Here is a 24,370-nt window from a genome sequence, read left to right as displayed (position 1 = left end):
GTGACGGGGGCCACACTCCGAGACATGACGAACCTTCCGCCCCCGGCCGAGGAACTGCGGATCCTCGACGCCGAGCTGCGGCAACTCGACCTGCGCCGCGCCGTCCTGCTGCGGCGCCGTGCGTGGCTGGTGCACACCCTGCGGGCGGCCGCCGCCCCGCAGCCCGCACAGGGCACCGGAGCGGCACCGGGCGGCCCGCCCGCCGGTCCGGCCACCGGTGCCGCCGCCCGCCGGCCGGAGACCACCGCGCCCGGCGTGCAGAACGTGCTGCTGGTGCTCGGCGGCGTACTGCTGACGATCGCGGCGATCGCGTTCACCCTCGTCAGCTGGGGCCACCTGGGGATCGCGGGGCGCTCGCTGGTCCTGGGCGCGCTGACCGTGGGGGCGCTGGGTGCGCCGGTGACGTTGCTGCGGCGCGGCCTGAGGGCGACCGCCGAGGCCGTGTCCGGCCTGGCGACGGCCCTGACCGTCCTCGACGCGTACGCACTCCACGAGGTGGCGTTCACCGGCGCGGACGGTGTCGGGTACACGGCCGCCGCGTCGGCCGTCCTGGCCGCGCTGTGGGCGGCGTACGGTGTGCGTCTCGGGCTCTTCCATCCTCTCCCGCTGGCCGTGGCGACCGCGCATCTGCCCCTGCTGTTGTGGGCGATCGCGGTTGGCGCGGGTCCGCTCCCGCTCACCGCCGTGCTGCTGGCGACCGCCGCCGGCGGCACCGCCGTGGCACTGCGTCCCGTGTCGGCGCCGGTGCGGGTGGTCGCCGTCGTCGGCGCGCTGGGCACGGGCGCCGTCGGTGTGCTCTCGGCCGGGTGGCTCTGCTGGAGCGCGTCCGACCCCGGCTCGGCCGCACAGGCGGCGGCGCTGCTGGTCGTGGCGGCGGCGGTTGCCCTGGTGGCCGGCCGCTTCGTCCCGAACCGGGAGGTCGCCGTGGCCGCCGCCGCGGCCGCGGGTCTGTGTCTGGTCGCCGGGTCGGCAGGGGTGCTGCGGGTCTCGGTGCCCGGCGAGTGGATGGTGCCGGGATGTCAGCTGTTCGCGATCCTCCTGCTGGCGGCGGAGCGGACGTCCATTCCCCTGCCTTTGCGTCAGGGGCTGGTGCGCGCCGCTGTGGCGGTCCAGGGTTTCGCGGTGCTGTGGGCGGTGCCGCTCGTCGCCGGGAGTGTGCTCGGTCCGGCGGTCCAGGCGGTGACGCCCTGGTCCGGCGCGCCGCGGACCGTCCGGGACGCCGTGTTCGCGGGGGTGCCAGCGCCCGCGTACGCGAGCACCGTACCGCTGGTCCTCGCCGTGGTGGCCGCCGCGCTGGTGGTGGCCGGGCGCCGCACGCCTCGGCGTCCGGCCGTCATGGTGGTGGTCCTGGTCCTCGGTTGGGCGGCCGTCCTCGTCCTCCCGGTGGCGCTTCAACTGCCCTACACGGCGGGTCTGGTGACGCAGGCCGCGGTGGTCGTCGCGGCCCTGGGCCTCGCGGTGCGGTCCGACCGGTCCGACGGCGGGACCTCGCCGCTGGCCCTGACGGCCCTGCTGCTGGCTCTCCTCACCTCGGTCGACCTCGCCCTCCTCTCGCTGGCCTCCGAGTCCGCGACGATCGGTGTACTCGTCACGCTCACGGTCCTGTTCGGTGCGGCCGGCCGCCGTCCGCGGCACGCTCCGTTCACCGTGCCCGCCGCCCTCGCTCACGCCACGGCGCTGGCCTGCGCGCTCGGCGCGTCCGCCGACCTGCGGCCGCCGCACACGGCGCTGCTGGTTCTCGTCGTACCCGCGGTCGCCGCCCTGATCGCCTCGCAGTCGAGTAGGTCGCCGGCGAGCGGGTCGCGGGCGACCGTGCCGGTCGAGGTGGCGGGTGCGGCCGCGGGGCTGCTCGCCCTCGCGCTCGCGGTGCCGGATCCGCCGATGCTGGCCCTGGTGCTCTCCCTCAACGGTGTCGTCGCGGCCGCCACGGCGCTGCGCCCTGAGCGGCGGGCGGTCGGCTGGGCGGCCGCCGTGCTGTGGCTGGCCGCCGCCTGGGTGCGCCTGGCGGCGTGGGAGGTCGGCACGCCGGAGGCCTACGCCCTGCCGGTGACCGGACCCGCGCTGGTCGTCGGGTACCTGCGCCGGCGCCGCGACACGGCGGTCTCCTCGTGGACGGCGTACGGTCCCGGGCTGGCCGCCACCCTGGTGCCGAGTCTGCTCGCCGCCTGGGACGACCAGCACTGGCTGCGGCCGCTGCTGCTCGGCGTCGCGGCGCTCGCGGTGACGCTGGTGGGCGCCCGCCTGCGGCTCCAGGCGCCACTGGTCCTCGGCGCGGGTGTGCTGGCGCTGGTGGCCCTGCACGAGCTGGCTCCCTACCTCACCCAGGTCGTCGGCGCGCTCCCCCGCTGGGTGCCCCCGGCGCTCGCCGGTCTCGTGCTGCTCGTCCTGGGCGCCACCTACGAGCATCGGCTGCGGGACGCCCGGCGGCTGCGGGAGGCGCTGGGGCGGCTCCGCTAGGACGTCCGGAGGGGCACAAGTGAGGGGTGCCGTGTCGAACCCGTGCAGCTTTGCGGTCGGGGTCATGGAACCCGGACGAGGCCACCCATCTCGCCGTGGGCCGCGGATCGGCTTCGTGGTAACACGAAGTGATCACACACGCAGTGATCACATTCGAAAGGGCCGACTCATGGGTATCTTCAGCCGCCGCCAGACCGCCACCGTCGAGCAGCCGGCGGCCGCCGCACCGGAGCGGTTCGCCGCGCGGTCCGCGACGGCGGCGGCCACGCTCGACCCGGCCCTTCGCGAGCTGACCGGGCACTGGACCATCGACCGCCCGCACAGCCGGATAGGCTTCTCCGTGCGGCACGCCATGGTCACCACGGTCCGCGGGGCCTTCACCGACTACGACAGCAGGCTGTACTTCGACGGTGCCAGCCCCGGCGATTCCCGGGCCGAGCTGGTGATTCGGGTCGCCAGCGTGGACACGGGCGTGGAGCAACGGGACGCCCATCTCGTCGGCAAGGACTTCTTCGATGCGCGGCGCCACCCCGAGATGACCTTCCGCTCCACCTCGACCACCCAGGAGTCCGGGGAGAGCTTCCGCATGACGGGTGACCTCACCATCCGCGGCACGACCCGCCCCGTCGAGCTGCAACTGGACTACCTCGGCTCGGTCGTGGACCCGTTCGGCTACGAGCGGGCCGGTTTCGACGGGACCACCACCATCGACCGCAGGGACTGGGGCCTGGTCTACAACCAGCGGCTCGAGGCGGGCGGCAGCATGGTGAGCGAGAAGGTCCGTCTGCAGTTCGACATCTCCGCGATCCGCTCCTCCTGACCCGCACTACGACGGCCGGTTCTCACACCGGCCGAGGCACGGACCGCGGACGCAGCACCATGAGCGAGTCCTCCTGGGCCGCGACCATGGCGAAGGGGAACCGGTCGGCTTCGAGGCAGAGCGCGACGTCGTCGGGATGGACGCCCTGTCGCACTCCCTGCGCCAGCTCGGTGGCGGCACGCGACGCGGCGGCTCGGCGGAGGAACCCGGCGGCGTCCGCACCGTCCCCGTCGGCCCTGCCCGCGATGTACTGGGCGCACGCCAGGTCCTCGTCGGCCCGCCCGTCCTCGCCGGTGACCACGAACGTGACGCGCTCGGCGCCACGTTCCCGCAGCAGCCTGGCCGTCGCGTCCGCGACCACGAAGCCGGCGCACAGCACCAGCGGCGCGTCCCTGACCGCGAGGGCACCGACCGTCCCCGCCGTGGTCTTCTGCACGACGGTCCGTCCGGCGAGGTCGGCGGAGCGCAGCAGGCCCGGCGAGTTGACCAGGTCGAAACCGGGTATGGGCGGGCCGTCCTTGAGCGCCACCCGGTCCGGGTGGCCCGCCTTGAGGTCCAAAGCCTCCTCCAGCGACCCGGCGAGAACGATCTTCTCCGCGCCCCGGGCGAAGGCCCACGCGGCCACGGTGAACGCGCGCATGACGTCCACGACGACCGCCACGTCCGGGGCCTCGGTCACCTCGGGGATGCCGACGAAACGAGTGTCCATTCGCGTCATGATCGCGCACACCCGCCGACACGGCCACAGCCCCTGGGCGCGCTCCCGGCCTCAGGGCGCGCCCACGAGGCGGTCCAGCGGTGCTGCCAGGACCGGGGCGAGTGCCTCGGCGTACGCCTCCGAGAGGTGGCTGTCGTCGCGGTGGACCGCGGTGTCGGCCACGACCACCGGGCAGACGCCGGTGCGCGGGGCGCAGACCCAGGGCGTGGGATCGATGACCGTGGTGCCCGTGGTGGAGGCGGCGGCACGGACGGCGCGGCCGCGCGTCGTGTCCCGGATCGCCTCCGGCAAGTGGTGTGCGCAGGCGCGCAGTTGCAGCGAGTTCCGGGCGGCGCAGTCGACCGGGTCGCCCTTGGGCCACGGGGTGTCGAGCAGTGCGGCGACCCGGGCGCCGGAGGTGTGCAGGTCGCGGAAGGTGTGCTCGAACCCGGTGGTCCACTGGCGCAGGGGGTCGTCGGCGGGGCGGGCCGGGTCACCGGCGTCCGAGGAGGAGACGACCACGAGGGCCGGGCGCAGGTCCCTGATCCGCTCCAGGGCGTGGGAGCGCCAGGTGTCGCAGGCGGTGTACGGCTTGTGGAGGTTGACGATGGTCACGTCGGCGACCTTGCAGGATGCCTTGGTGAGCGGCACCAGCCGCCAGCCGCGGGCGCCCGCGAGCCGTTGCAGGGCCGGGAACCACTGCGCGGCGTGGGAGTCGCCGAAGAGGACGACCGTACGGGAGGAGGTCCGGTCTCCGTAGACGCAGGACCGTGGGCGGGTGGCGGCGCGGTCGACGTGGCAGCCGTCCCGGTAGAGCGCGGAGCGGGCGGACTTCACCCGCGGCAGGGGCGGCGCGAGGTTGCTCGGCAGGGCGGTCGGGGACGCCGTCAGGAGTTCGGTGAGGCGGGTGGCCGGGTCCGGCGCCCCGGAGAGGGCCCGTGCCAGGGCGGGCGCGGGGTCGCCGACCTCGATCGTCGGCGGTACCGCCGTCGCCGTCAGGGACAGCGCGGAGGCGCTCGCGGTCAGCGCGGCCCCGAGCGCCAGGGCGCGGCGCGGGCGCCCGCGGAAGGCACGGTGGAAGCGGACGGGGTTCTCGACGAGGCGCAGGGTGAGCCAGGCCAGGGCCAGCGCCACGGCGGACAGCGCGAGTGCGAGCGGTACTCCGGCGGTGCCGTCGGCACGTCCGAGCGCCGCCGGGGCTATCACCAGCAGCGGCCAGTGCCACAGGTACCAGCCGTAGGAGAGTCCGCCGAGCCACACGAGGGGACGTCGCTCCAGCAGCCGCCCCGCACCGTACGACGTGGGCACGCAGCCGCCGGCCAGGACCAGTACGGCGCCCGCGACCGGCAGGAGCGCGTGATGGCCGGGGAAGGGCGTCTGGTCGTCGTACCGGAGTGCCGCCACCGTGACGCAGACCAGGCCGAGCCAGCCCAGTGCGGCGGCGAGGGCGGCCGGCAGGCGGCGCAGCCGTACAACGGCCAGGGCCAGGAGCGCACCGGCACCCAGTTCCCAGACTCGGGTCAGGGAGCCGAAGTACGCCCAGGGCGCCGACCGGTCCGTCACGACGACGCCCGCCGCGAACGAGAGAGCGCACAGGACGGCGAGCGGCACCGCCACGGGTCCGAGCCGCCCGCGGGCGATCCGCCAGGTGAGCAGCAGGAGTACGGGCCACACCAGGTAGAACTGCTCCTCCACGGCGAGCGACCACACGTGCTGGAACGGCGAGGGCGGGCTGTTCTGGGCGAGGTAGTCCGTACCGGCCGCCGCCAGCCGGAAGTTGAGCGTGTACAGCGCACCGGCGAGGGCGTCGCCCGCGTACTCGGCGAGCCGCGCCTTCGACAGGAACAGCCATGCCCCGACGAGCGTGACGGCGATGACCAGGGACGACGCGGGGAGCAGCCGCAGTGCCCGCCGGGCGTAGAAGGAGCGCAGCGACACCCGTCCGGTGGTGGCGAGTTCACGCAGGAGCAGTGAGGTGATCAGGAAGCCGGAGATCACGAAGAAGACGTCGACACCGACGTAGCCGCCGCCGACCTGAGTCACGCCGGCGTGGGAGAGCACCACCAGCCCGACGGCCACCGCGCGCAGCCCTTGGATGTCGAGCCGCGGAGGGTGTCCTTGCGGCGGCGGCGCGGATCCGCCGGCCGCCGGGACGGTACGCGCCGCGATGGGCGTGGTGCTGGTCATCAGGGCTTGGCTCCTCAGGGGGGACGGACACACTGCGCCTGACAAGATCAGTGCGCCGTGTCCCGAAGTTCCGTCGCCGTCGCCCGACTTGGCCTCGATCGGGAAGGTTCAACCGGGTGCAACCAGCGGTTCAGCCCCCGTCCGGCCCGGCGACCGTCCGCCCCGTGGACGGCTGCTCGGAGCCGGGCCGCGGGTCCTGCACCGCGGCGGTGAAGCGCGCCGCGAGTGCGGCGGCCGCGGCACGCAGTTCCGCGCCGCCGTCGACACGGAAGGCGAACGGCACCCGGGCGAGCCATTCCTGCGCGTACATGTCCGGGTTCCGGGTGCTGCCGACCAGGACGCAGCCGTCTCCCAGGGGTTCGAGCCGGCCCATGGGCGGGCGGATCCAGGGCGCGACCTCGGCCGGCGGGGCGTCGAAGACCACGCGGGTGGCGAACCGCCATCCGGTGCCCAGGTTCTCCTCCAGCAACGCCACCGGGTCGAAGCCGGCGGGCGCGTCGAATTCCCGGGCGGTGCTCCGGGCCTCGCCGATCCGGTCCACCCGGTAGGTGCGGACGGCGTCCACGCGGTGGGAGTGGCACAGCAGGTACCAGCGCCCGTGGCGGACGACGAGCGACCAGGGGTCCGCCTCCTCCTCCCAGGTGTTGCCCGACTCGCTGCGGTACGTCAGCCGCACGCGGCGCCGGTGGGCGACGGCCTCGACGAGGGAGCTGGTGACGGCGGGATCCGGGTGGGCCGCGTGGGGGTCGGGGGCGGCGGACGCGTACTCCCGCAGCAGGGCCGCCTGCCGTCCGACGGTCTCCGGCAGTGCCTTGACGACCTTGCCCAGGGCCGCCCCGACGAGGTCGTCGGCGCCGCTCACGGCCGGCCCGCCGCTGAGTGCCGCCATGACGAGGCCGAGGGCCTCGGCCTGCGTGAAGTGCACGGGCGGCAGTCTCGTCCCGCGTCCCAGCCGGTATCCGCCGTGCGGTCCGCGGGCCGACTCCACCGGGATGCCAGCTTCCCTGAGGATCCCGACGTACCGGCGCGCCGCTCGCTCCGTCACGCCCAGCCGCTCGGCGAGTTCGTCGGCCGTCGTGGTGGGGCGGGTGCGGAGGATCTCCAGGGTGCGCAGCGCTCGCGCGGTGGGGCTGGGGTCGTTGGGCACGGGAGCAGGCTAGTCGGCGCGGCGGACGCCGGGAGCGATCACGGTGGACGAACCGGCAGTGGAACGTCCGGATCTCCTTCTACGGTGAAGCCAGGCAACGAAGGGAACCGATCATGGACATTCTGCTCATCGGCGGCCTGTGGCTGGACGGCTCCGCGTGGGACCGCGTCGCGGCGGAGCTGGAGTCGCTCGGCCACCGTCCGGTGGCGCTCACCCTCCCGGGACAGGGGGACGGAGCGGTGACCGCCACGCTCGACGACCAGGTGGCCGCCGTGCTGGCGGCGGTGGACGCGGCGCCCGGCAAGCCCCTGGTGGTGGGGCACTCCGCGGCCTGTGCACTGGCCTGGCTGGCGGCCGACCGGCGTCCGGAGCGGCTGGCCAAGGTCGCGCTCATCGGCGGCGTCCCGACCCCGGACGGGCAGCCGTACGCCGACTTCTTCGAGGTCAGGGACGGGGCGATGCCCTTCCCCGGCTGGGGGCCCTTCCAGGGTCCTGATGCCGCCGATCTCGACGAGGCGGCCAGGGCCGGGCTGGCGGCGGCCGCGATTCCGGTGCCGGAAGGCGTGGCCAGGGGTGTGGTGCGGCTGACCGACGAGCGCCGGTTCGAGGTGCCGGTCGTGGTCGTGTGTCCCGAGTTCACGCCCGCGCAGGCGCGGAAGTGGATCGACGGGGGCGACGTCCCGGAACTCGCCCGGGCCCGGCGCGTCGACTTCGCGGACATCGACTCGGGCCACTGGCCCATGATCTCCGAGCCTGCCGAGCTGGCCCGGGTCCTGGCCGCGGCGGCCGAGGCGGCCTGACCTGCGACATGCCGTGCCGGAGCGGCGGCGCGGCCGGGGTTCAGGCGTGCAGGGTGGGCCGGTAGACGAGCTCCTGGATGTGGCCGTCGAGCGTGCGGGACTCGATCAACTCGAGGTCGAAGTCGTCCGCGCCCCCGAAGACCGGGTCCAGCCCGGACCGCCCGGTGATCACCGGGTACAGGGTGACCTGGACCCGGTCGACGAGGCCGGCGGCCATCAGCGCCCGGTTCATCGACAGGCTGCCGTGCGAGCGCAGCGGCACCGCGGACTCCTCCTTGAGCCGGGCGACGACGTCGACGGCGTCGCCGCTCGCGACGCTCGCCTCCGGCCAGTCGAGGGGCCCTTCGAGGGTGGTCGACACCACCGTGGCCGGCAGGCCGCGCATCCGGGTGACCCAGGGGTCGCGCACTTCGGCCTCCTCGGTGGCGTCGGCCAGCATCTGCGCGAACAGCCGGTAGGTGCGGGCCCCGAAGACCATCCGCTGCTCCTCGCCGTACAGGGCGAGGCGGTGGTCGAGGAGCTCGGGGCCCTGCTTGCCCCAGTAGCCGGTCCAGTCGCCGCCGGCGGCGCCGAAGCCGTCGAGACTGGAGAAGACGTCGAAGGTGTAAGTGGCGGTCACGAGGCTTCTTGTACCACCCGTGCGGGGCGCGGCACGACGCGACACGACACCCGGGGATCAGCGCTTCAAGGTGACGGTGAAGTCGTTCGCCGGCACGCTGGCGGCGTGCGGCGGTGCCACTCCACCGGTTTTCGGGCGCCTCCGGGCCCGGTGGGCTCAGTGGAGGCAGAGGCAGAACGGATGACCGGCCGGGTCCGCGTAGACCCGCCAGTTGGCGTCCGGGCGGAGCTGGTCCGTCCGCTCCAGGACGGTCGCACCGAGCGCGAGGGCCCGCTTCTCCTCGCCTTCGAGGTCGTCGACGTCGAAGTCCAGGTGGAGCTGTTGCGGGCGGTCCTGGCCGGGCCATTCGGGCGCCCGGTAGCCGTCCACACGCTGACAGGCCAGCGGCGTCCCCTCGAAGCCGTGCACCTCGACCCAGTCGGCATCGTCCGGATCGGCGACCACCCGCCCGCCGAGCAGCTCCGCGTAGAACTCCGCGAGCCGTACCGGGTCGGCGCAGTCCAGCGCGACCGCCTGCAGCTTTCGAATCACGTCCGCCACTCCTCGCTCTCAGGGCACTCGCGTTCGCCCGTGCGGGAGGGTCCTACCCGGGGTCGCGGCCGGCATGCACGGCGGCCGCGCGGCCCGGACTCTTCCGAACCCAGCATTGCACTTGCCGTTGCACGCACCGCGTGCATAATGAGTGCAAGAGCCTGCGGAAGAGCATGCCGCGAGCACGGGCAGAGCTTGGTCAGAGCACGGGAAAGGGCGGCGTCGTGAGTGACTCACTGGACCCCGAGGTACTGAACGCGGCCATCGAGGACGTCCACCTCGCCGGGATGCCGGGCCTGTTCGCCGAAGTACGGGACGGCGACCGGGTCTGGCGGGGCGCCGCCGGGGTCGCCGATGTCGCCACCGGCCGCCCGGTCGGCGCCGACATGCGCCACCGTGTCGGCAGCATCACCAAGACCTTCACCGCCGCCGCGGTCCTGAGGCAGGTCGAGCGGGGCCGGATCGGTCTCGACACGCCGATCGGCCGGTACCTGCCGGGACTGGTCCCCGGCGAACGCGGCGAGGCCGTCACCGTCCGGATGCTGCTGAACCACACCAGCGGACTCGCCGAGTACCTCCCCCACGCCTACTCGTCCCTCAAGGCGTTCCCCGCCCTCGCGGACACCGGGCCGCAGAGCCTGGACGACCACCGCTTCACCAGGTTCGAACCCACCGAGCTGATCGAGCTGGGAGTCGCCGCGCCCGCCGTGGGCACCCCGGGCGGCACTCCTGGTCTGTACTCGAACACCAACTACCTGCTCCTGGGCCAGCTTTTGGCGGAGGTCACCGGCACCACCGCCGAGCGGTGCATCACCCGCGACGTCATCGAGCGCGCCGGGCTCCAGGACACCGAACTGCCCACCGGACCGTACCTGGGCGAGCCGCACTCGCGCCTCTACGAGTCCTGGTTCGGCATGATCGACCCGCCGCGCGACTACAGCGTCTACGACATGTCGTGGGTGGGCCCGGCGGCCTCGCTGACCTCCACCGTCGCGGACCTCAACCGCTTCTTCGGGATGCTGCTGGCCGGCGAGATCGTCAGCCCGTCGTCGCTCGCGCAGATGCGCCGCACCGTGCCGGTCGTCTCCCAGGAGGGCCGGACGATCGAGTACGGCCTCGGTCTGCACCCGATGGAAGCACCGGGCCGGGAGACCTTCTGGGGCCACGGCGGCACGACCTGGGGCGCCGGGGCGCTGGCCGTGATCAGCGCCGACGGCCGGCGGCGCATGGCCGTCGCGGTGAACCTCCAGCGGTGGAACGCACTCGACTCCTCGGGCCGGCCGCGGCCCCATCCCCTCGACGAGGCGCTCGCGGCCTTCCACCGCGCGGCGATGTACGGCTGACCGGGCCGCGCGGCCCCGCGCGGATCACACGCCCCGGAGGGCCGACGCTCCGGCGGTGCGCAGGACGCGGAAGCGACCGGGTCGCGCCGGATCCCGGTCGACGACCTGGACCGGCGCCCAGGCCCATTGCCATACGCCGATGTCCGGCACCCGGGAGAAGTTGATGCGTCCCCTCGTGCCGTCGACCGAGACGCTCGCCCAGGACTCGGGGGTGCTCGCCCGGTCGGCGCCGCGCGCACGCAGCGCCTCGGCGAGGACCGTCACCGTGTCGTAGCCCTCGAACGCGACGAAGGAGGGCGCCTGGTCCAGCCGCTCGCGCAGGGCCGTGCCGACGCGTGCGCCCAGTGGGCCGAGGCTCTCGGGCAGGTAGCGCAGGAACGGTATCCCGGCGCCGTCCTCGCCCAGCGACGCCGCCCATGCCGCGAACTCCGGTTGCCCGGCCGGAGCACCGATGAGGGTCCCGGCCAGGCGCCGGTCACGGCGGACGGACCGGACGATCGACACGGCGGGCTCGGGGTGACCGACCAGCAGGAGCAGGGCGGTCGCGTGCCGGTCGACGAGTGTGTCGCACACGGTCGCGGGGGTCGACCCGCGCATGTCGACCTCGACGACGGTGCCGCCGCGCGGCGCGAGGTGGTCCCGCAGGATGCGGGCGCCGGACGCCCAGTAGACGCTCGGCTCGGCGGCGACGACGATGCGGCGGTGGCCCGCGGCCAGGAGGAAGTCCGCGTAGACGCGCCAGCCGTGGGACTGCGCCGGGGCCAGCCGCGCGACCCACGGCGTCGGCTGTTCGGTGAGCTCGTCGAGCACGGCCGACGCGCACAGGAAGGGCAGGCCGAGGGCGTCGGCCCTGGTGGCGGCGGCGCGCGCGACGACGCTGTGGTACTCCCCGGCGAGGGCGGCCACGCCCAGTCGGGCCAGTTCGTCCACGGCCGCCGCGGCCAGGTGCGGATCCGCCGCCGTGTCGCGGACCACCAGTTCGAGGGGTCTGCCCTCGATGCCGCCCGCGTCGTTGACCTCGCCCGCGGCCAGTTCCATCCCGGCGAGCAGGTGCCGGCCCGCCTCCTGCCAGCCGGGCCGGGTCAGCGGCGCGAGAGCGCCGATCCGTACACGCGTGTTCAACTCGTCCCGCCCCTGCGGACGCACCTCGGTCACCATGCCGGACATTGCATCATCACCCCGCATCACCACGGCGGTTCAGGTCACGTCCAGGTCGGCGTACAGCATGTCGTGGTCCGAGTGCTCGGTGCGGACCACTCGGTGCTCGACGGGGGCGATGCCGCGCAGGAAGACGTAGTCGAACTTGCTCTGCCAGTCCGTGGTCGGCTCGCAGGTGCCGACGGGCGCGGGGTGGCACTCGGGGTCGGTGTCCGTGGCCAGGGACCACATGGGGTCGAGTTCGGCGGCTTCCGGTACGGCGTTGAAGTCGCCGACGACTATGGCGCGTTCGTCCCGGGCGACTTCCTTGGCGAGCACGCGGACCTGGTCCGTCCTGAACTCCTCCTGGCGCCGCTGGGCGAGGTGCGTGTTGAAGACCCGGACTGACCGCCCGCCCACCTCGGTGGTGACCGCGAGGTAGCCGCGGTCCTCGGATCCGCCGTCGGGATACTCGACGTTGACCCGGTCCGTGATCGGTGCCGCCGACAGGATGGCCTGGCCGAAGCCCCCCGGATTCCACGGTGCTCCCCCGCAGCGGCTCCAGTTGTCCAGGACCGACCCGTGGGCGACGTGGTAGACGAGCCCGTGGAAGGCCTCCAGGTAGTCCCGGATCCGGTCGACGTCCCGTGCGCATGCCTCCTGCATGCCGATGACCTGGGGCGCGTACGCGGCGATCTCCGCGGCCCGGTCGAGGTTGCTCGCGTCGCAGGGGTTGCACAGGTTCCACGTCATGACCCGGTTCGGCACGACGTCCTTGACGGCTTCGACGGGCACTGACCTGCCGGACAGGGCACCGCCGGGGGCGCTGGGACCCACCAGCGCCAAGCAGGCCAGCGCCACCGCGCATACGAGCCATCGCGAGCCGCCCCTTTTGAGCACCATCGCCTCCCCGGTGTGGACCTCCGGCAACCGACGTTGCCCCGCACGAGGTTATGGCACGTCCCCGTGAGCGCTCACGGCATGTCCGGGAGCTGCCAGTGGCCCCCGCGGTCGTCCTTCGAGTGACGCGCGACGAGATCGGGGACGCGCAGGCGGCAGGCGAGTGCCGTGACCGCGTGGAAGGCGTCGATGGCCCGTTGGCTGTTGGGCATGCCCAGGCGCAGGAGGTGCGGTTTCACCTCGGCCTGTATGGCGTCCACGAACGGCCGCAGCACTGCGTCGTAGCCGGCCAGGGCGGTGGGCAGGTCGCGGCCGTGCCGGTTGAGCCGGCCGGCCAGGACGTAGGCGCCGACCAGGCCGCCTGAGGTTCCCATGCCGCTGTAGGGGGAGGCGCAGTGCGCCGCGTCGCCGACCAGGGCCACGCGGCCCCGGGACCAGGTGTCCGTGCGCACCTGCACGACCTCCTGGGAGTAGAAGCTCTCGGTGTGCCGCATGCCTTCGAGGAAGCGCGCGGTCTGCCATCCCGCGTCGCGGAACCTGTCGGCCCAGAACTGCTTCTGGCGTTCGACCGGTTCCCGGTGGACGGCCGTGGCTTCCGCGGACCGCTCCCGCAGCACGAAGTAGACCTGGGTCTCGGTCGGGTTGTGGCTCCTGCGCATGATCATCCGGCCGCCGGGGGCGTTGTAGGTGTCCCGGATGTCGGTGTCCGACGCGATGCGCGGGACGAACCAGTAGGCCATGTGGATGCCGACCCGCCAGTACGGGTCGGGTGCGCCGGGCGGCAGGACGGCCCGGCGGATGCGCGAGCCCTGCCCGTCCGCGCCGACGAGGAGGTCGAATGCCTCGGACGAGCCGTCGGAGAAGTGGGCGACGACGCGCCTCTCGTCCTGCTCGAAGCGCTCGACGCTCGTGCCGAACACGTGGCGCACGTCCTCCCGGGTCGCTTCGTGGAGGATGCGCACCAGGTCGCCGCGCATGATCTCGTACTCGGACGTCAGGGTCTGCCGGCCCCGGCCGGAGGTGTTGGCCATGATCGTCGCCCGTTTCCTGCCCCGGCCGTCCACGAAGGCAACCCCCGCCTCGTCCACGAGCCGACTTCTGACGGCGTCGAGGAGCCCCATGCGCTCGACGGCGTCGATGCCCCGCCCCCGCAGGTCCACCTGCGCACCCGTGGCCCGCAGGGCGGGGAAGCGCTCGACGACGGTCACCCCGTGGCCACCCCGGGCGAGCCAGTAGGCCAGCGCCTGGCCGGCGACGCCACCGCCGCAGATGAGGACCTTCAAACGGCCGCCGCTCGGCTCCGGTGCTGCGTGGGACATGCCGCACCCCCTTTTTCTATCAGTGATAGGTACGCTTTGCAGCGTCATCTATCAGCGATAGATTGTCAATGTGGCGAAGATGAACCGCGAGACCGTCCTCACCGAGGCACTCGACCTGCTGGACGAGGTCGGTCTGGACGCCGTCAGTACGAGACGGCTGGCCAGACGTCTGGGCGTCGAGCAGCCGTCGCTCTACTACCACTTCAGGAACAAGAAGGAGCTGCTCGACGCCATGAGCGAGGCCGCGATGGCACCGCACGCGACGGCTCCCCTGCCTACGCCCGCCGACGACTGGCGGGACTGGTTCCTGGAGAACACCCGCAGCTTCCGGCGCACCCTGCTGCTGCGCCGCGACGGAGCACGGCTCCATGCCGGGAGCAGCCCCGGCGGGACGGACCTCGACCGGATCGCCCACAAGATGGCGTTCCTGGCCGCGGCGGGCGTACCGGAGGAACACGCGCGGACGGCGATGCTGGCCGCCGGCCGCTTCACGGTCGGCAGCGTCCTGGAGGAGCAGGCGGACACAGACCCGGGCGACGGCGGGGACCGTAGGGCGGCCGGGCCACCGGACCCGCTCCCGGACGTGCCGCCGATGGACCACGAGTCGTCCTTCGAGGCCGGGCTGGCCCTCATCCTCGAGGGTCTGGAACAGCAGGTGAGGCGCGCGGGGTGAGCCACGGCCGCCGGTTGGGCGACGCCTTATGCTCGCTGCCATGGATACCGAGGCGGTGCGCTCGTTCGTCCGCGCGGCCGAGCTGGGTCAGCTGCGGCACGCGGCCGACGAGCTGGGGGTGACGCAGCAGGCCGTCTCGAAGCGGATCGCGGCCCTCGAGCGCACGCTCGACGTCCGGTTGTTCACCCGCACCGCCCGAGGGGTCGAGCCGACCCTCGACGGTCAGGCCTTCCTGCCGCACGCGCGGAGCCTCGTCGCGCACGCCGATCGCGCCGTCGCCGCGATCCGACGGGGCTCGCGGGCGCTGCGGATCGACGTCCTCGGCCTGCGGAGCGCGCAGGCCGTCGTCCTGCACGACTACTGGCGCTCACGTCCCGAGATCGCGCTCGACGTCGTGACGCTCAGGGTCGACGACCCGCGGCTGGCGGTGGCCGCCGTGCGGGCGGGCGACGTCGACGCCTCCTTCCGCTCGGTCACCGACCCGACCGCGCTGCCGTCCGACCTGCGGATGATCCACGCCTTCCACTCCCCGCTGGAACTCGTGGTCGGCCCGCGACACCCGCTCGCCGCCGCGCGCACCGTGACGCCCGCCCAGTTGCGCGGACACCGGATCTGGGTGCCCGGTATCGCGCCGGGCAGCGAATGGGCCGAGTTCTACGATCAGCTCACCGCCGCGTTCGGCCTCCGTGTGGACGCCGCCGGCCCGAACTTCGGGAACGAGGTGCTCCTCGACATCCTCGCCGACTCCGACGACGTGGCCACCCTCGTGGGCTCGCGCGACCGGTACGTCTGGCCGACCGGTCACGACCTGCGCCGGATCCCGATCGCGGGGCCGACGCTCGCCTACCCGCTCTCGCTCGTCCTCCCCCGGGAGAATCCGCACCCGGGGCTGCGGGCCGTCGTCGACCACTTCGCGAACCTGCCCCCGCTGCCCGAGGACACCTGGCTGCCCACCTGGGCAGCGGCGCCGCACCGCGACGGCGGCGCCGGGCACGCCCCGTGCTGACGGACAACGAGCGCATCGGCCCCCTACTGCTCCACGATCGCCTCGACGATCTGCATCAGCCGCTCCCCCGCCCGGTCGATGCTTCCGTTCTGTGTGCTGACCTGCGCTCCTTCGAGCAGGAAGGTGATCTGGGCGGCGACCTGCTCGGGGTCGGGCAGCCCCGCCTCGGTGCACATGCCGACCAGCCTGCGGGTCTGGTGGGCCTTGTGCTCCTCGATCACCCGGCGTGCGGGGTGGGAGCGGTCGGGCAGTTCGGCGAGTGAGTTGACGAAGGGGCAGCCCCGGTACGAGAGGGCCAGCAGCCCGTCGGCGATGAAGCGGGCCAGGCCCAGGATCTGCTCCCGGGGCCGACCGGGGTGTTCGGCCTCGACGCGGTCGAAGGCCGCCCGGTACTCGGCGGCCAGGATCCGCAGCCATTCGGCGACCAGTGCGTCCTTGGTCTCGAAGTGCCGGTAGATCGCCATCTTGGTGGTCTCGGCCTTCTCGGCGATCGCCTGGACGCCCACGCGCCGGATGCCCTCGCTCTGGAAGAGCTCCTCGGCCGCGTCGAGGATGCGCTCACGAGGCGGCAGCTTGGCCACCCTGCCCGGCCTGGCGGCGGTCGATGTCATGCGTGCTCCGTGGCGTCCGGTCGATGGGCCCCTGGTACTCCCTGTTACGGTACCAGTCCGTCCCACTCGATACCGCTCGGTATCGCACGGGACTCGTAGGTATCATTTTCGATCTCCAGGGAGAGTGACAGTGAGAGTTTCCGAGTACGTGCGCCACGACGCGGTGGGACTCGCGGAGCTGGTGGCCAGGGGCGAGGTGACCCCCGCCGAGGTGGCGGCCGCCGCGCACGAGGCCGTGCGGCGCGTCAATCCGCGGATCAACGCCGTGGTGGAGACCTGGCCGGCCGAGGACCGCCCGGCCCCCGGCAGCACCCCGCTGGCGGGGGCGCCCTTCCTGATCAAGGACTTCGGAGTCGCGATGGCGGGCCGGCGTTCGGAGCTGGGCAGCCGCCTCGCGGCCGGTCACGTCGCCCGCTCCGACTCCTACCTGATGCGGCGCCTGCGCCGCGCGGGTCTGGTGACCCTCGGGCGCACCGCGACACCGGAGCTGGCCTACAGCATCACCACGGAACCGGTGCTGTACGGCCCGACCCGCAATCCGTGGGACCCCCGGCGTGGGGCCGGTGGATCCAGCGGTGGCGCGGGCGCGGCGGTCGCGGCCGGAGCGGTCCCCCTCGCCCACGCCACCGACGCCGCGGGCTCGCTGCGCATCCCGGCCGCGTACAACGGCCTCTTCGGGCTCAAGCCCACGCGCGGCCGGGTCTCCATGGGCCCCGCACTCGACGAGGGCTTCAACGGCCTGGCCGTCCAGGGCGGCGTCAGCCGCACCGTACGGGACAGCGCGGCGCTGCTCGACCTGATACGCGGTCCGGAACCGGGCGACCCCTACTTCGCCGAGCAGCCGTCCCGACCCTACGCGGAGGAAGTCACGCGTCCGCCGGGCGCGTTGCGCATCGGGGTCCTCGCCCGGGCCTGGGGCGGACGCCGCGCGGCCGCGCCGGTGGCCGACGCCCTGGAGCGGACCGTGCGCCTGCTCGAGTCCCTCGGCCACCGCACGGAGGAGGTCGCGGTCGGTCTCGGTGCCGACTGGGAGGAGTTCGTGCTGGCCAACGCCCGTCTGTCGACCGCGAACGTGGCGGCCACGGTCGACGACCTGGCCGCCGCCCTCGGCCGACCCGTCGACTCCTCGTCCCTCGAGCCGGCCACGCTGGCCGCCCATCGCTACGGACAGCGGGTCAGCGGCCCCCAGTTCGTCGCCGCCCTCACGATCCGCAACCGCGTCGCCCGCAGTCTGGCCCGGTACTTCTCCACCCACGACCTGCTGCTCACCCCGACCCTGCCGGAACTGCCCCCGCGCCTTGGCGCCTACGGGGAGGGCGAGGAGACACTCGACGGCCTCGGCTGGATCGACCGGCTCAACGACCGCTCGCCGTTCACCATGGCGTTCAACGTGGCGGGCACACCCGCCATGTCCGTGCCGTTGACGGTCGACGCCGCGACCGGGCTCCCGATCGGCATGCAGTTCGCCGCCGGTTACGGGCGGGAAGACCTCCTCTTCCGCCTGGCCGGACAGCTCGAACGGGCCCAACCGTGGTCGGGCCGGACCCCTGAGGTGTGGGCGGGCGACATTCCCGCCGCGGAGGACTCCTGAGTACCGCCGGTCAGCCCGGCCCGGCCGCTTCCCGGGGGGCCGGAACGCCAACCGGTCGGCGACGGCGTCGAGTTGCCTCGGTGACAGATTCATCGTGACGGACAGGGCTGCGGGATATCCGTGTGCTTCCAGGCGCCCGGAGCGTTATCTTCGTGGCATGAACGTCATCGGCACCCACAACTTCGCGACCGCGCGAGCGACCAGCTCGCCGGTTGCCGCCGCCTGACCTTCACCTCTTCCACCGGCGACCGGAAACGGTTCGTCGGTGGTCCACGTGGCGCTCCGCCACCTTCGCCTCGGTGCGAGGACCGCAGGGTTCCGTTCTCCGGTGCCTCTCCCGCCCCGAAGCGAAGGAGTCACCCCATGGACACCGAGCAGATGGTCCGCACGTTCGTCGAGTACTACGAGGAGCGCGGCCATCGCCGGATCACCGGCTCGACGCTGCTGCCCGAGCCGGGCGATCCCGTGCTGTTCACCAGCGCCGGCATGCATCCGCTCACCCCGTACCTGGAGGGCCGCCCCCATCCGCTGGGCCGGCGGCTGGTCAACGTACAGCGCTGTCTGCGCACCACGGACCTGGACGAGGTCGGTGACGGCACGCATCTGACGGTCTTCGAGATGCTCGGCACCTGGTCGCTGGGCGACTACGAGGGCTCACAGAGCCTCGACTGGGCCCACCGGCTGCTCACCGAGGGCCTCGGGATCGACCCGGGCCTGCTGCACGCCACCGTCTTCGGCGGTGACGAGCAGGTCGGGCCGGACAGCGAGTCCCAGCGGCTGTGGGAGGAGCGCGGCGTACCCGTGGAGCCGACGGTGGACGACAACTGGTGGTCCAACGGGCCGGTCGGCCCGTGCGGACCCGACTCGGAGATCTTCCTGTGGAGCGGTGGCACCCCGCCCCGGTCCACGCCCACCGGCGACGACCGCTGGGTGGAGGTGTGGAACCACGTGCTGATGCGCCACCGCCGGCTCGACGACGGCCGCCTGGTGCCGCTGCCGCAGCGCAACGTCGACACGGGCCTCGGCCTGGAGCGCCTCGCCACGCTGCTGCAGGGCAAGTCGTCGGTGTTCGACTGCGACGTCTTCGAGCCGTGGCGGCGGCGGCTGCCCACCCTGTGGCCGCTGGACGAACCGTCGTTCCGGGTGGTCTGCGACCACCTGCGGTCGGCCGTCGTGGTCGTCGGCGACGGAGTCCGACCGTCCCACACCGGCCAGGGCTACGTGCTGCGCCGCCTGATCCGTCGACTGCTCACCGTGCTGTGGCGGGACGACCCCTCGCGCGGGCTCGGGGACCTGCCGGACGAGTTGATCACGCACACCCTGGACCACTTCCGGCAGGACGGCGACCCCGGCCTCCCGGGTCTCGTGCGGCGCCTGCTGGTGGAGGAGGAGCGCCGGTTCCGGCGGCTCCTGGAGCGCGGCCGGAACGTGCTCGCCCGGCCCCGCTTCCGCGGTCCGCTGGGAGAGGACGACTTCCACTACCTGCACGACACCCACGGTCTGCCGCGCGACCTGGTGACGGGCCTGCTCGGGGGCGAGTACCCGGAAACGGGCGGCGTGGGGACCGTGCGGTCGTGACCCGCCGTCACCCCGTGCGGCGCGCGGGGCGCCGACGGCGTCGTACGGCGCCGTACGTCGCCTCCAGCGCGGTCGTCGCCGCGTCGTAGGAGCGTTGGGCGACGCCGACGAACAGGCAGTCGACGACGGCCAGTTGGGCGATGCGGCTGACGGTCGCGCCGGAGCGGAACGGCGTTTCCCGTACGCAGGTCGTCAGCACGAGGTCGGCACTGGTGGCGAGGGTGGAGCCCGGGTCGTTGGTCAGGGCGATGGTGGTGGCTCCGCGTTCGGCGGCGGCCTGGAGGGGCTCGGTGGTGTCCTCGGTCTCCCCGGAGTGGGAGACCGCGAGGGCCACGTCGCCGGGCCCCAGCAGGGCCGTCGCGGTGAGCGCCGCGTGCCGGTCGCTCCAGATGAAGGCCATCCGGCCTATGCGGTGGAGCTTCTGGTGCAGGTCCTGGCCGACGAACGCGCTGGCACCCACACCGAAGATGTCGACCCTGCGGGCCCCGGCCACCGCGTCGACGGCCCGGCCCAGCGCGTCCACGTCGAGGCCGGCGCCCGAGTCCTCCAGGGCCCGGACCTCGTTGTAGATGATCTTGCTGACTATCCGGTCCAGCGAGTCCGTCGGGCTGATGTCGGTGCCGCCCTGTGCCGCCCGTTCACCGCCCAGCGCGTGCTCCCGCGCGGCGGCCGCGGCCAGCGCCAGGCGCAGTTGGGGGTAGTTGCCCGTGCCGACGGTGCGGCAGAAGCGCATCACGGTGGCCGCCGAGGTGCTCGCCCGCTCCCCCAGCGCGTGGATGGACAGCTCCGCGACCTGTCCCGGGTCGGCGAGGACCACGTCGGCCACCCGCCGTTCCGAGGGGGCCAGGGAGGGGCGGGCGGCGCGGACGCGCGTGAGGATGTCGGCGAGCGGGGCGTCCTGGGCGGACGGCTCCGGCGCGCGGGACGAGGACTGGCGGACCATGGCCCCTCCTGGATGTGGTGCACACAGGGTAAGGGGGTGACCCGAGGAGGTCAAAAAGTTACGCGGCGAGCAACACGACGTTACTTATTGACATCCGGAGGACGGCGTTCCCATACTCGGACGGCGATCCGCGCCGGTCACCGACGACCCGGTGGCTCTCGACGTGCCGGGTCCCTCGGGCAAAGGACGGGCCGTATGACTTCAGTAGTGGCGGTGGATCTCGGGAAGACCGGTTGCCGCGCCATGCTGTGGAACACCGCCGACTCGTCACGGGCCGTCAGTTCCGTGGCCGGTGCTCCCGGTCTGGCGGCGCCCGACGGGGTGGCGGCGGCCCGTACGGCCGTGTGCGCCGCGGTCGGGCCGCTGTTGCGGGAGTCCGGCGGTGCCCGGCCCGACGCGGTCCTGGTGGGTGCCGCGGGAGCGGCTTCCGCCCCCGCCGCGGCCCGCTCCCTGGTGGCCGCCCTCCTGGAGGATCTGCCCGTCCGGGAGGCCGCCGTCACCAGCGACGCCGTCACCGCCCACGCCGGTGCGCTCGGCGGCCGGGCGGGGGTGGTGCTGGCGATCGGCACCGGCTCGGTCGCGGTCGGCATCGGCGCGGACGGGACGTACGCGCGCGTCGACGGGTGGGGTCCCCTGCTCGGTGACGACGGCGGCGGTGCCCGGATCGGCACGGCGGGACTGCGCGCGGCCCTGCGGGCCCACGACGGGCGGGGCCCGGCCACGGACCTGCTGGACGCGGCCGCCGGACGCTTCGGCGACCTCGAACGGCTCCCGGCGACCGTCGGACGGGACGGCAATCCCGCCCGTACGGCCGCCTCGTTCGCCCCCGAGGTGGCCCGCGCCGCCGACGCGGGGGACGCGGTGGCCTCGGCGATCGTCCGGGACGCGGCCGCCGACCTGGCCGAGACCGCGCTCGCGGCGGCCGGCCGGATCACCGCGGGCGGCGGCCCGCTGCCGGTGGCCGTCACCGGTGGACTGACCGGTCTCGGCCCGGCCCTGACGGCGCCGCTGACCGCCGCCCTCACCGGCTCCGGACTCCCCCTGCGGCTCACGCCCCCGCTCGGCGACCCCCTGGACGGGGCCCGCCTGCTGGCGCTGGACCGCGCCACTCCTCATGCCTCCCTCGTCGTCCGCGTCCGCCGGACGACCGCCAGTCCCCCTCCCCCCACGCCGGCGACCCCACCGGCCAGTGCCTAGGAGCAAGCGTGCGCCAGCTCGACCTCGTGGTGATCGTGGTCTATCTGATCGGGATCGCCTGGATCGGCCTGCGGAAGGCAGGCCGGCAGAAGTCGGCGAAGGACTACTTCGTCGGTGAAGGCCACATGCCGTGGTGGACGGTCTCCTTCTCCGTCGTCGCCACGGAGACCAGTGTGCTGACGGTGATCAGCGTGCCCGGCGGCGCCTACAGCGGACAGGGGTTCGGCAACGTCGAACTCGCCCTCGGCTACGTGATCGGACGCGTCGTCGTGGCGACCGTACTGATCCCCCTCTACAAGCGCGGCGGCTTCGTCAGCGCCTACCAGTACCTGGGCGACCGGTTCGGGCTGAAGCTGCAGGGGCTCGCCTCGGTGACCTTCGTGTTCACCCGGCTCCTGGCCGAGGGCGTGCGGCTGTTCGCCTCCGCCATCCCCATCAAGCTGCTGCTCGACGAGTTCGGTGTGCACGCGAGCTACCGCGTGATCATCATCGTCATCACGCTGATCACCGTCGTCTACACCTACCTGGGCGGCATCAAGGCGGTCATCTGGACCGACGCCATCCAGATGGTCCTCTACCTCGGCGGTGCGGTCCTTGCCGTGGCGGTGCTCTCCGCACACGCCGGCGGTGACGGCTACGCGCGTGCCCTGGACGCCGGGAAGTTCACGCTCTTCGACACCGACTTCAACCTCGCCCACATCCTGACCAGCCCGTTCGCCCTGCCCACCGCCATCGTCGGCGGTGCCATCTTCGCCATGGCCTCGCACGGCTCCGACCAGCTGATCGTCCAGCGCGTGCTGGCGACGAAGACGCTGCGCGAGGGCCAGAAGGCCATGATCGCCTCGGGTGTCTTCGTCACGATCCAGTTCGCCGCCTTCTCCCTCGTCGGCGCGCTGCTGTGGTCCTACAACGAGGGCAAGTCCTTCGCCGAGCTGGGGCTTTCCAGCTCGGACAACCTGTACCCCGAGTTCATCCTGCACGGGCTGCCCGTGGTGGTGTCGGGTCTGCTGGTGGCCGGCATCCTGGGCGCCGCGATGGGCTCGTTGTCCTCGGCGCTGAACTCCATGTCGAACTCGACGGTCGCCGACATCATCCACAGCTTCTTCCGCTCCACTCCGTCCGAGGAGGCGCTGCTGAGGCTCGCCCGCTGGATGACGCTGGTGTGGGCGACGCTCATGGCCGTCTTCGCCTGCGCGTTCAGCGCGAGCACGGGCAACGTGTACCTGACCGGTCTGACCATCGCGGGCTACACCTACGGCGCGCTGCTCGGCGCGTTCCTGCTGGGGCGGCTGGTCAAACGGGCCAACGAGGTCGACTCGATCGTGGCCTTCCTGGTCACCATCGGGGTGATGACGTACATCGTGCGGGGCGTGAAGATCGACGTCACCACGGGCGGGACCACGGTGTCCCAGGCGATCGCGGCCCAGTGGCTCGTGCCCATCGGCGTACTGATCACCCTGCTCGTCGGCGGTGTGCTGAGCCTGTTCCACCAGGCGCCGGAGGCCACCGAGGGCGCGGCGGTCGACGAGGAGCCGGGCGCCGGACCCGACCGGTTGACCACGACGGCCGGACGGAACTGACCCCGTCCCGACCCGCTCAACCCTTCGCAGGAGTGCATCGTGCGTGTGATCGGCCTGATGTCAGGCACGTCCTACGACGCCGTCGAGGCGGCCGCCGCCGACCTCGAACTACGGGGTGAGGCCCTGGTGATGCGCCCGCTGGGCCATCTCTCCGCCCCCTACCCGGACGAGCTGCGCGACCTGATCGCGGGCAGCCTGCCGCCGGCGTCGGCGACGCTCCGGGACGTCGCCCGGCTCGACACCGGCGTCGGGCAGGCGTTCGCCGACGTGGCCGTGCGGGCCGTGCGCGAGCTGTGCGGGGGCGCCGCCGATCTGGTGGTCTCGCACGGGCAGACCATGTACCACTGGGTGGAGGACGGCGCCGTGCGCGGCACCCTCCAGCTCGGCCAGCCCGCCTGGATCGCCGAGGCGACCGGTCTGCCCGTCGTCTCCGACCTGCGCGGCAGGGACGTCGCGGCCGGCGGTCAGGGCGCGCCGCTGGTGGCCATGACCGACGCCCTGGCCCTGGCCGCGCTGCCCGGCGTCCCCGCCGCCCTCAACCTGGGCGGGATCGCCAACGTCACCGTCGTCGCCCCCGGCGCCGAACCGCTCGCCTTCGACACCGGGCCCGCCAACGCCCTGATGGACGCCGCCGTACGGCACTTCACCGGCGGCGCGGCCCAGTACGACGAGGACGGGCGCCGCGCCGGGGCGGGCCGGGTCGATCCGGCGCTGCTGCGGGTGCTGCTGGACGACCCCTACTACGTCAGGCCGGCTCCGAAGAGCACCGGAAAGGAGCGGTTCCACCTGCCGTACCTGCTCCGGGCGCTCGCGACGGCGCCCGTCGGGGAACCCGACGACGTGCTGGCGACCCTGGCCAGGCTCACCGCCGTCACGGTGGCCGACGCCTGCCGCGCGCACGGCGTCACGCGGCTCGTCGTGTCCGGCGGCGGTGCGCACAACCCGGTGCTGATGGGCATGCTCGGCGAGGAGCTGCCCGGGGTCGCCCTCGGCTCCAGCGACGCGCTCGGGCTGCCCTCCGACGCCAAGGAGGCCCTGGCCTTCGCCCTCCTGGGCTTCCTGACCGTGAACGGCCTGCCCGGCGCGCTCCCTTCGGGGACGGGTGCGCGCCGGGCGTCACTGCTCGGCAGCATCACACCCGGGCGGGAGCCCCTGCGGCTGCCCGAGCCGGCCGGGCAGCCGCCCCGGGTGCTGCGCATCACCGGCGGGCGCTGAGCGTCTCCCCGGCTCAGAG

The 24,370-nt window shown here is 73.4% G+C and carries 21 protein-coding genes; 11 read left to right on the top strand and 10 right to left on the bottom strand.

What is annotated here, in order from left to right:
• The first annotated feature begins 24 nt into the window (after positions 1–24).
• Both IE258_RS19510 and IE258_RS19505 read left to right on the top strand, forming a co-directional pair.
• Positions 25–2,457, top strand: a complete 2,433-nt coding sequence (locus tag IE258_RS19510; RefSeq protein WP_189745186.1) for an SCO7613 C-terminal domain-containing membrane protein — start codon at positions 25–27, stop codon at positions 2,455–2,457.
• A 169-nt stretch (positions 2,458–2,626) separates the two neighbouring features.
• Positions 2,627–3,277: a YceI family protein gene (locus tag IE258_RS19505; protein ID WP_189745185.1), complete on the top strand. Its 651-nt coding sequence runs from the start codon at positions 2,627–2,629 to the stop codon at positions 3,275–3,277.
• A 22-nt stretch (positions 3,278–3,299) separates the two neighbouring features.
• On the opposite strand, the gene IE258_RS19500 is transcribed toward IE258_RS19505, so the two are convergent.
• The 3 genes from IE258_RS19500 to IE258_RS19490 form a co-directional block, all read right to left on the bottom strand.
• Positions 3,300–3,986, bottom strand: a complete 687-nt coding sequence (locus tag IE258_RS19500) for a 2-phosphosulfolactate phosphatase (protein WP_189745183.1) — start codon at positions 3,984–3,986, stop codon at positions 3,300–3,302.
• Positions 3,987–4,046: 60 nt separating this feature from the next.
• On the bottom strand, positions 4,047–6,161 hold the full coding sequence (locus IE258_RS19495; RefSeq protein WP_189745181.1) for an acyltransferase family protein: 2,115 nt from the start codon (positions 6,159–6,161) through the stop codon (positions 4,047–4,049).
• Positions 6,162–6,291: 130 nt separating this feature from the next.
• Positions 6,292–7,308, bottom strand: a complete 1,017-nt coding sequence (locus IE258_RS19490; RefSeq protein ID WP_189745179.1) for a helix-turn-helix transcriptional regulator — start codon at positions 7,306–7,308, stop codon at positions 6,292–6,294.
• Positions 7,309–7,421: 113 nt separating this feature from the next.
• Between IE258_RS19490 and IE258_RS19485 the strand changes: the two genes are divergently transcribed.
• Positions 7,422–8,108 carry an alpha/beta fold hydrolase gene (locus IE258_RS19485; RefSeq protein ID WP_189745177.1) on the top strand — a complete coding sequence of 229 codons (687 nt, stop codon included), beginning with the start codon at positions 7,422–7,424 and terminating at the stop codon, positions 8,106–8,108.
• 40 nt (positions 8,109–8,148) lie between these two features.
• Here the strand turns inward: IE258_RS19485 and IE258_RS19480 are convergent, their stop codons facing one another.
• Together IE258_RS19480 and IE258_RS19475 are read right to left on the bottom strand one after the other, a co-directional pair.
• Positions 8,149–8,727: a dihydrofolate reductase family protein gene (locus tag IE258_RS19480; RefSeq protein WP_189745175.1), complete on the bottom strand. Its 579-nt coding sequence runs from the start codon at positions 8,725–8,727 to the stop codon at positions 8,149–8,151.
• A 156-nt stretch (positions 8,728–8,883) separates the two neighbouring features.
• Positions 8,884–9,258, bottom strand: a complete 375-nt coding sequence (locus IE258_RS19475) for a VOC family protein (RefSeq protein ID WP_127895463.1) — start codon at positions 9,256–9,258, stop codon at positions 8,884–8,886.
• A gap of 287 nt (positions 9,259–9,545) precedes the next feature.
• Between IE258_RS19475 and IE258_RS19470 the strand changes: the two genes are divergently transcribed.
• Positions 9,546–10,601 carry a serine hydrolase domain-containing protein gene (locus IE258_RS19470; RefSeq protein ID WP_373309859.1) on the top strand — a complete coding sequence of 352 codons (1,056 nt, stop codon included), beginning with the start codon at positions 9,546–9,548 and terminating at the stop codon, positions 10,599–10,601.
• 24 nt (positions 10,602–10,625) lie between these two features.
• Here IE258_RS19470 and IE258_RS19465 read toward each other — a convergent pair whose 3' ends face one another.
• The 3 genes from IE258_RS19465 to IE258_RS19455 form a co-directional block, all read right to left on the bottom strand.
• A complete protein-coding gene (locus IE258_RS19465) occupies positions 10,626–11,768 on the bottom strand; it encodes an ABC transporter substrate-binding protein (protein ID WP_373309786.1) in 1,143 nt (380 codons plus the stop codon).
• Between the two features lie 30 nt (positions 11,769–11,798).
• Entirely contained in the window at positions 11,799–12,641 is an 843-nt protein-coding gene (locus IE258_RS19460; RefSeq protein WP_189745169.1) for an endonuclease/exonuclease/phosphatase family protein, read from the bottom strand.
• 71 nt (positions 12,642–12,712) lie between these two features.
• A complete protein-coding gene (locus IE258_RS19455) occupies positions 12,713–13,957 on the bottom strand; it encodes an FAD-dependent monooxygenase (protein WP_189745167.1) in 1,245 nt (414 codons plus the stop codon).
• 79 nt (positions 13,958–14,036) lie between these two features.
• Here IE258_RS19455 and IE258_RS19450 point away from each other — a divergent pair, with 79 nt between their 5' ends.
• Both IE258_RS19450 and IE258_RS19445 read left to right on the top strand, forming a co-directional pair.
• Positions 14,037–14,630: a TetR/AcrR family transcriptional regulator C-terminal domain-containing protein gene (locus tag IE258_RS19450; protein ID WP_189745755.1), complete on the top strand. Its 594-nt coding sequence runs from the start codon at positions 14,037–14,039 to the stop codon at positions 14,628–14,630.
• Between the two features lie 40 nt (positions 14,631–14,670).
• On the top strand, positions 14,671–15,636 hold the full coding sequence (locus tag IE258_RS19445; protein WP_189745164.1) for a LysR family transcriptional regulator: 966 nt from the start codon (positions 14,671–14,673) through the stop codon (positions 15,634–15,636).
• 23 nt (positions 15,637–15,659) lie between these two features.
• Here IE258_RS19445 and IE258_RS19440 read toward each other — a convergent pair whose 3' ends face one another.
• Positions 15,660–16,247 carry a TetR/AcrR family transcriptional regulator gene (locus IE258_RS19440; protein WP_189745162.1) on the bottom strand — a complete coding sequence of 196 codons (588 nt, stop codon included), beginning with the start codon at positions 16,245–16,247 and terminating at the stop codon, positions 15,660–15,662.
• 130 nt (positions 16,248–16,377) lie between these two features.
• Between IE258_RS19440 and IE258_RS19435 the strand changes: the two genes are divergently transcribed.
• Both IE258_RS19435 and IE258_RS19430 read left to right on the top strand, forming a co-directional pair.
• A complete protein-coding gene (locus tag IE258_RS19435; RefSeq protein ID WP_189745160.1) occupies positions 16,378–17,838 on the top strand; it encodes an amidase in 1,461 nt (486 codons plus the stop codon).
• A 363-nt stretch (positions 17,839–18,201) separates the two neighbouring features.
• The gene (locus tag IE258_RS19430; protein ID WP_189745158.1) at positions 18,202–19,416 is read left to right on the top strand and encodes an alanine--tRNA ligase-related protein; all 1,215 of its coding nucleotides are present in this window, start codon (positions 18,202–18,204) and stop codon (positions 19,414–19,416) included.
• Between the two features lie 7 nt (positions 19,417–19,423).
• Here the strand turns inward: IE258_RS19430 and IE258_RS19425 are convergent, their stop codons facing one another.
• Positions 19,424–20,359, bottom strand: coding sequence for a MurR/RpiR family transcriptional regulator (locus tag IE258_RS19425; RefSeq protein WP_189745157.1), 936 nt, complete (start codon positions 20,357–20,359; stop codon positions 19,424–19,426).
• 195 nt (positions 20,360–20,554) lie between these two features.
• Here IE258_RS19425 and IE258_RS19420 point away from each other — a divergent pair, with 195 nt between their 5' ends.
• The 3 genes from IE258_RS19420 to IE258_RS19410 are packed head-to-tail and all read left to right on the top strand — an operon-like array spanning position 20,555 to position 24,351.
• On the top strand, positions 20,555–21,556 hold the full coding sequence (locus IE258_RS19420) for an N-acetylglucosamine kinase (RefSeq protein ID WP_189745155.1): 1,002 nt from the start codon (positions 20,555–20,557) through the stop codon (positions 21,554–21,556).
• An 8-nt stretch (positions 21,557–21,564) separates the two neighbouring features.
• Positions 21,565–23,136, top strand: a complete 1,572-nt coding sequence (locus IE258_RS19415) for a sodium:solute symporter (protein ID WP_189745153.1) — start codon at positions 21,565–21,567, stop codon at positions 23,134–23,136.
• 39 nt (positions 23,137–23,175) lie between these two features.
• Complete coding sequence (locus tag IE258_RS19410) at positions 23,176–24,351, top strand: anhydro-N-acetylmuramic acid kinase (protein WP_189745151.1); 1,176 nt, start codon at positions 23,176–23,178, stop codon at positions 24,349–24,351.
• Positions 24,352–24,370 lie beyond the last annotated feature (19 nt).

The organism is Streptomyces tendae, from assembly GCF_014650435.1.
Classification (GTDB): Bacteria; Actinomycetota; Actinomycetes; order Streptomycetales; family Streptomycetaceae; genus Streptomyces; species Streptomyces tendae.
Note: the sequence above shows the minus strand (reverse complement) of the source record. Positions and strands in the feature narration are given on the sequence as shown.

What these genes read in the sequence shown, in the direction of transcription:
- IE258_RS19495 (WP_189745181.1), bottom strand. Translation starts at nt 6,161, where the DNA reads ATGACCAGCACCACGCCCATCGCGGCGCGTACCGTCCCGGCGGCCGGC.
- IE258_RS19470 (WP_373309859.1), top strand. Translation starts at nt 9,546, where the DNA reads ATGCCGGGCCTGTTCGCCGAAGTACGGGACGGCGACCGGGTCTGGCGG.
- IE258_RS19460 (WP_189745169.1), bottom strand. Translation starts at nt 12,641, where the DNA reads ATGGTGCTCAAAAGGGGCGGCTCGCGATGGCTCGTATGCGCGGTGGCG.
- IE258_RS19440 (WP_189745162.1), bottom strand. Translation starts at nt 16,247, where the DNA reads ATGACATCGACCGCCGCCAGGCCGGGCAGGGTGGCCAAGCTGCCGCCT.
- IE258_RS19455 (WP_189745167.1), bottom strand. Translation starts at nt 13,957, where the DNA reads ATGTCCCACGCAGCACCGGAGCCGAGCGGCGGCCGTTTGAAGGTCCTC.
- IE258_RS19420 (WP_189745155.1), top strand. Translation starts at nt 20,555, where the DNA reads ATGACTTCAGTAGTGGCGGTGGATCTCGGGAAGACCGGTTGCCGCGCC.
- IE258_RS19465 (WP_373309786.1), bottom strand. Translation starts at nt 11,768, where the DNA reads ATGTCCGGCATGGTGACCGAGGTGCGTCCGCAGGGGCGGGACGAGTTG.
- IE258_RS19445 (WP_189745164.1), top strand. Translation starts at nt 14,671, where the DNA reads ATGGATACCGAGGCGGTGCGCTCGTTCGTCCGCGCGGCCGAGCTGGGT.
- IE258_RS19430 (WP_189745158.1), top strand. Translation starts at nt 18,202, where the DNA reads ATGGACACCGAGCAGATGGTCCGCACGTTCGTCGAGTACTACGAGGAG.
- IE258_RS19450 (WP_189745755.1), top strand. Translation starts at nt 14,037, where the DNA reads ATGAACCGCGAGACCGTCCTCACCGAGGCACTCGACCTGCTGGACGAG.
- IE258_RS19505 (WP_189745185.1), top strand. Translation starts at nt 2,627, where the DNA reads ATGGGTATCTTCAGCCGCCGCCAGACCGCCACCGTCGAGCAGCCGGCG.
- IE258_RS19485 (WP_189745177.1), top strand. Translation starts at nt 7,422, where the DNA reads ATGGACATTCTGCTCATCGGCGGCCTGTGGCTGGACGGCTCCGCGTGG.
- IE258_RS19425 (WP_189745157.1), bottom strand. Translation starts at nt 20,359, where the DNA reads ATGGTCCGCCAGTCCTCGTCCCGCGCGCCGGAGCCGTCCGCCCAGGAC.
- IE258_RS19510 (WP_189745186.1), top strand. Translation starts at nt 25, where the DNA reads ATGACGAACCTTCCGCCCCCGGCCGAGGAACTGCGGATCCTCGACGCC.
- IE258_RS19500 (WP_189745183.1), bottom strand. Translation starts at nt 3,986, where the DNA reads ATGGACACTCGTTTCGTCGGCATCCCCGAGGTGACCGAGGCCCCGGAC.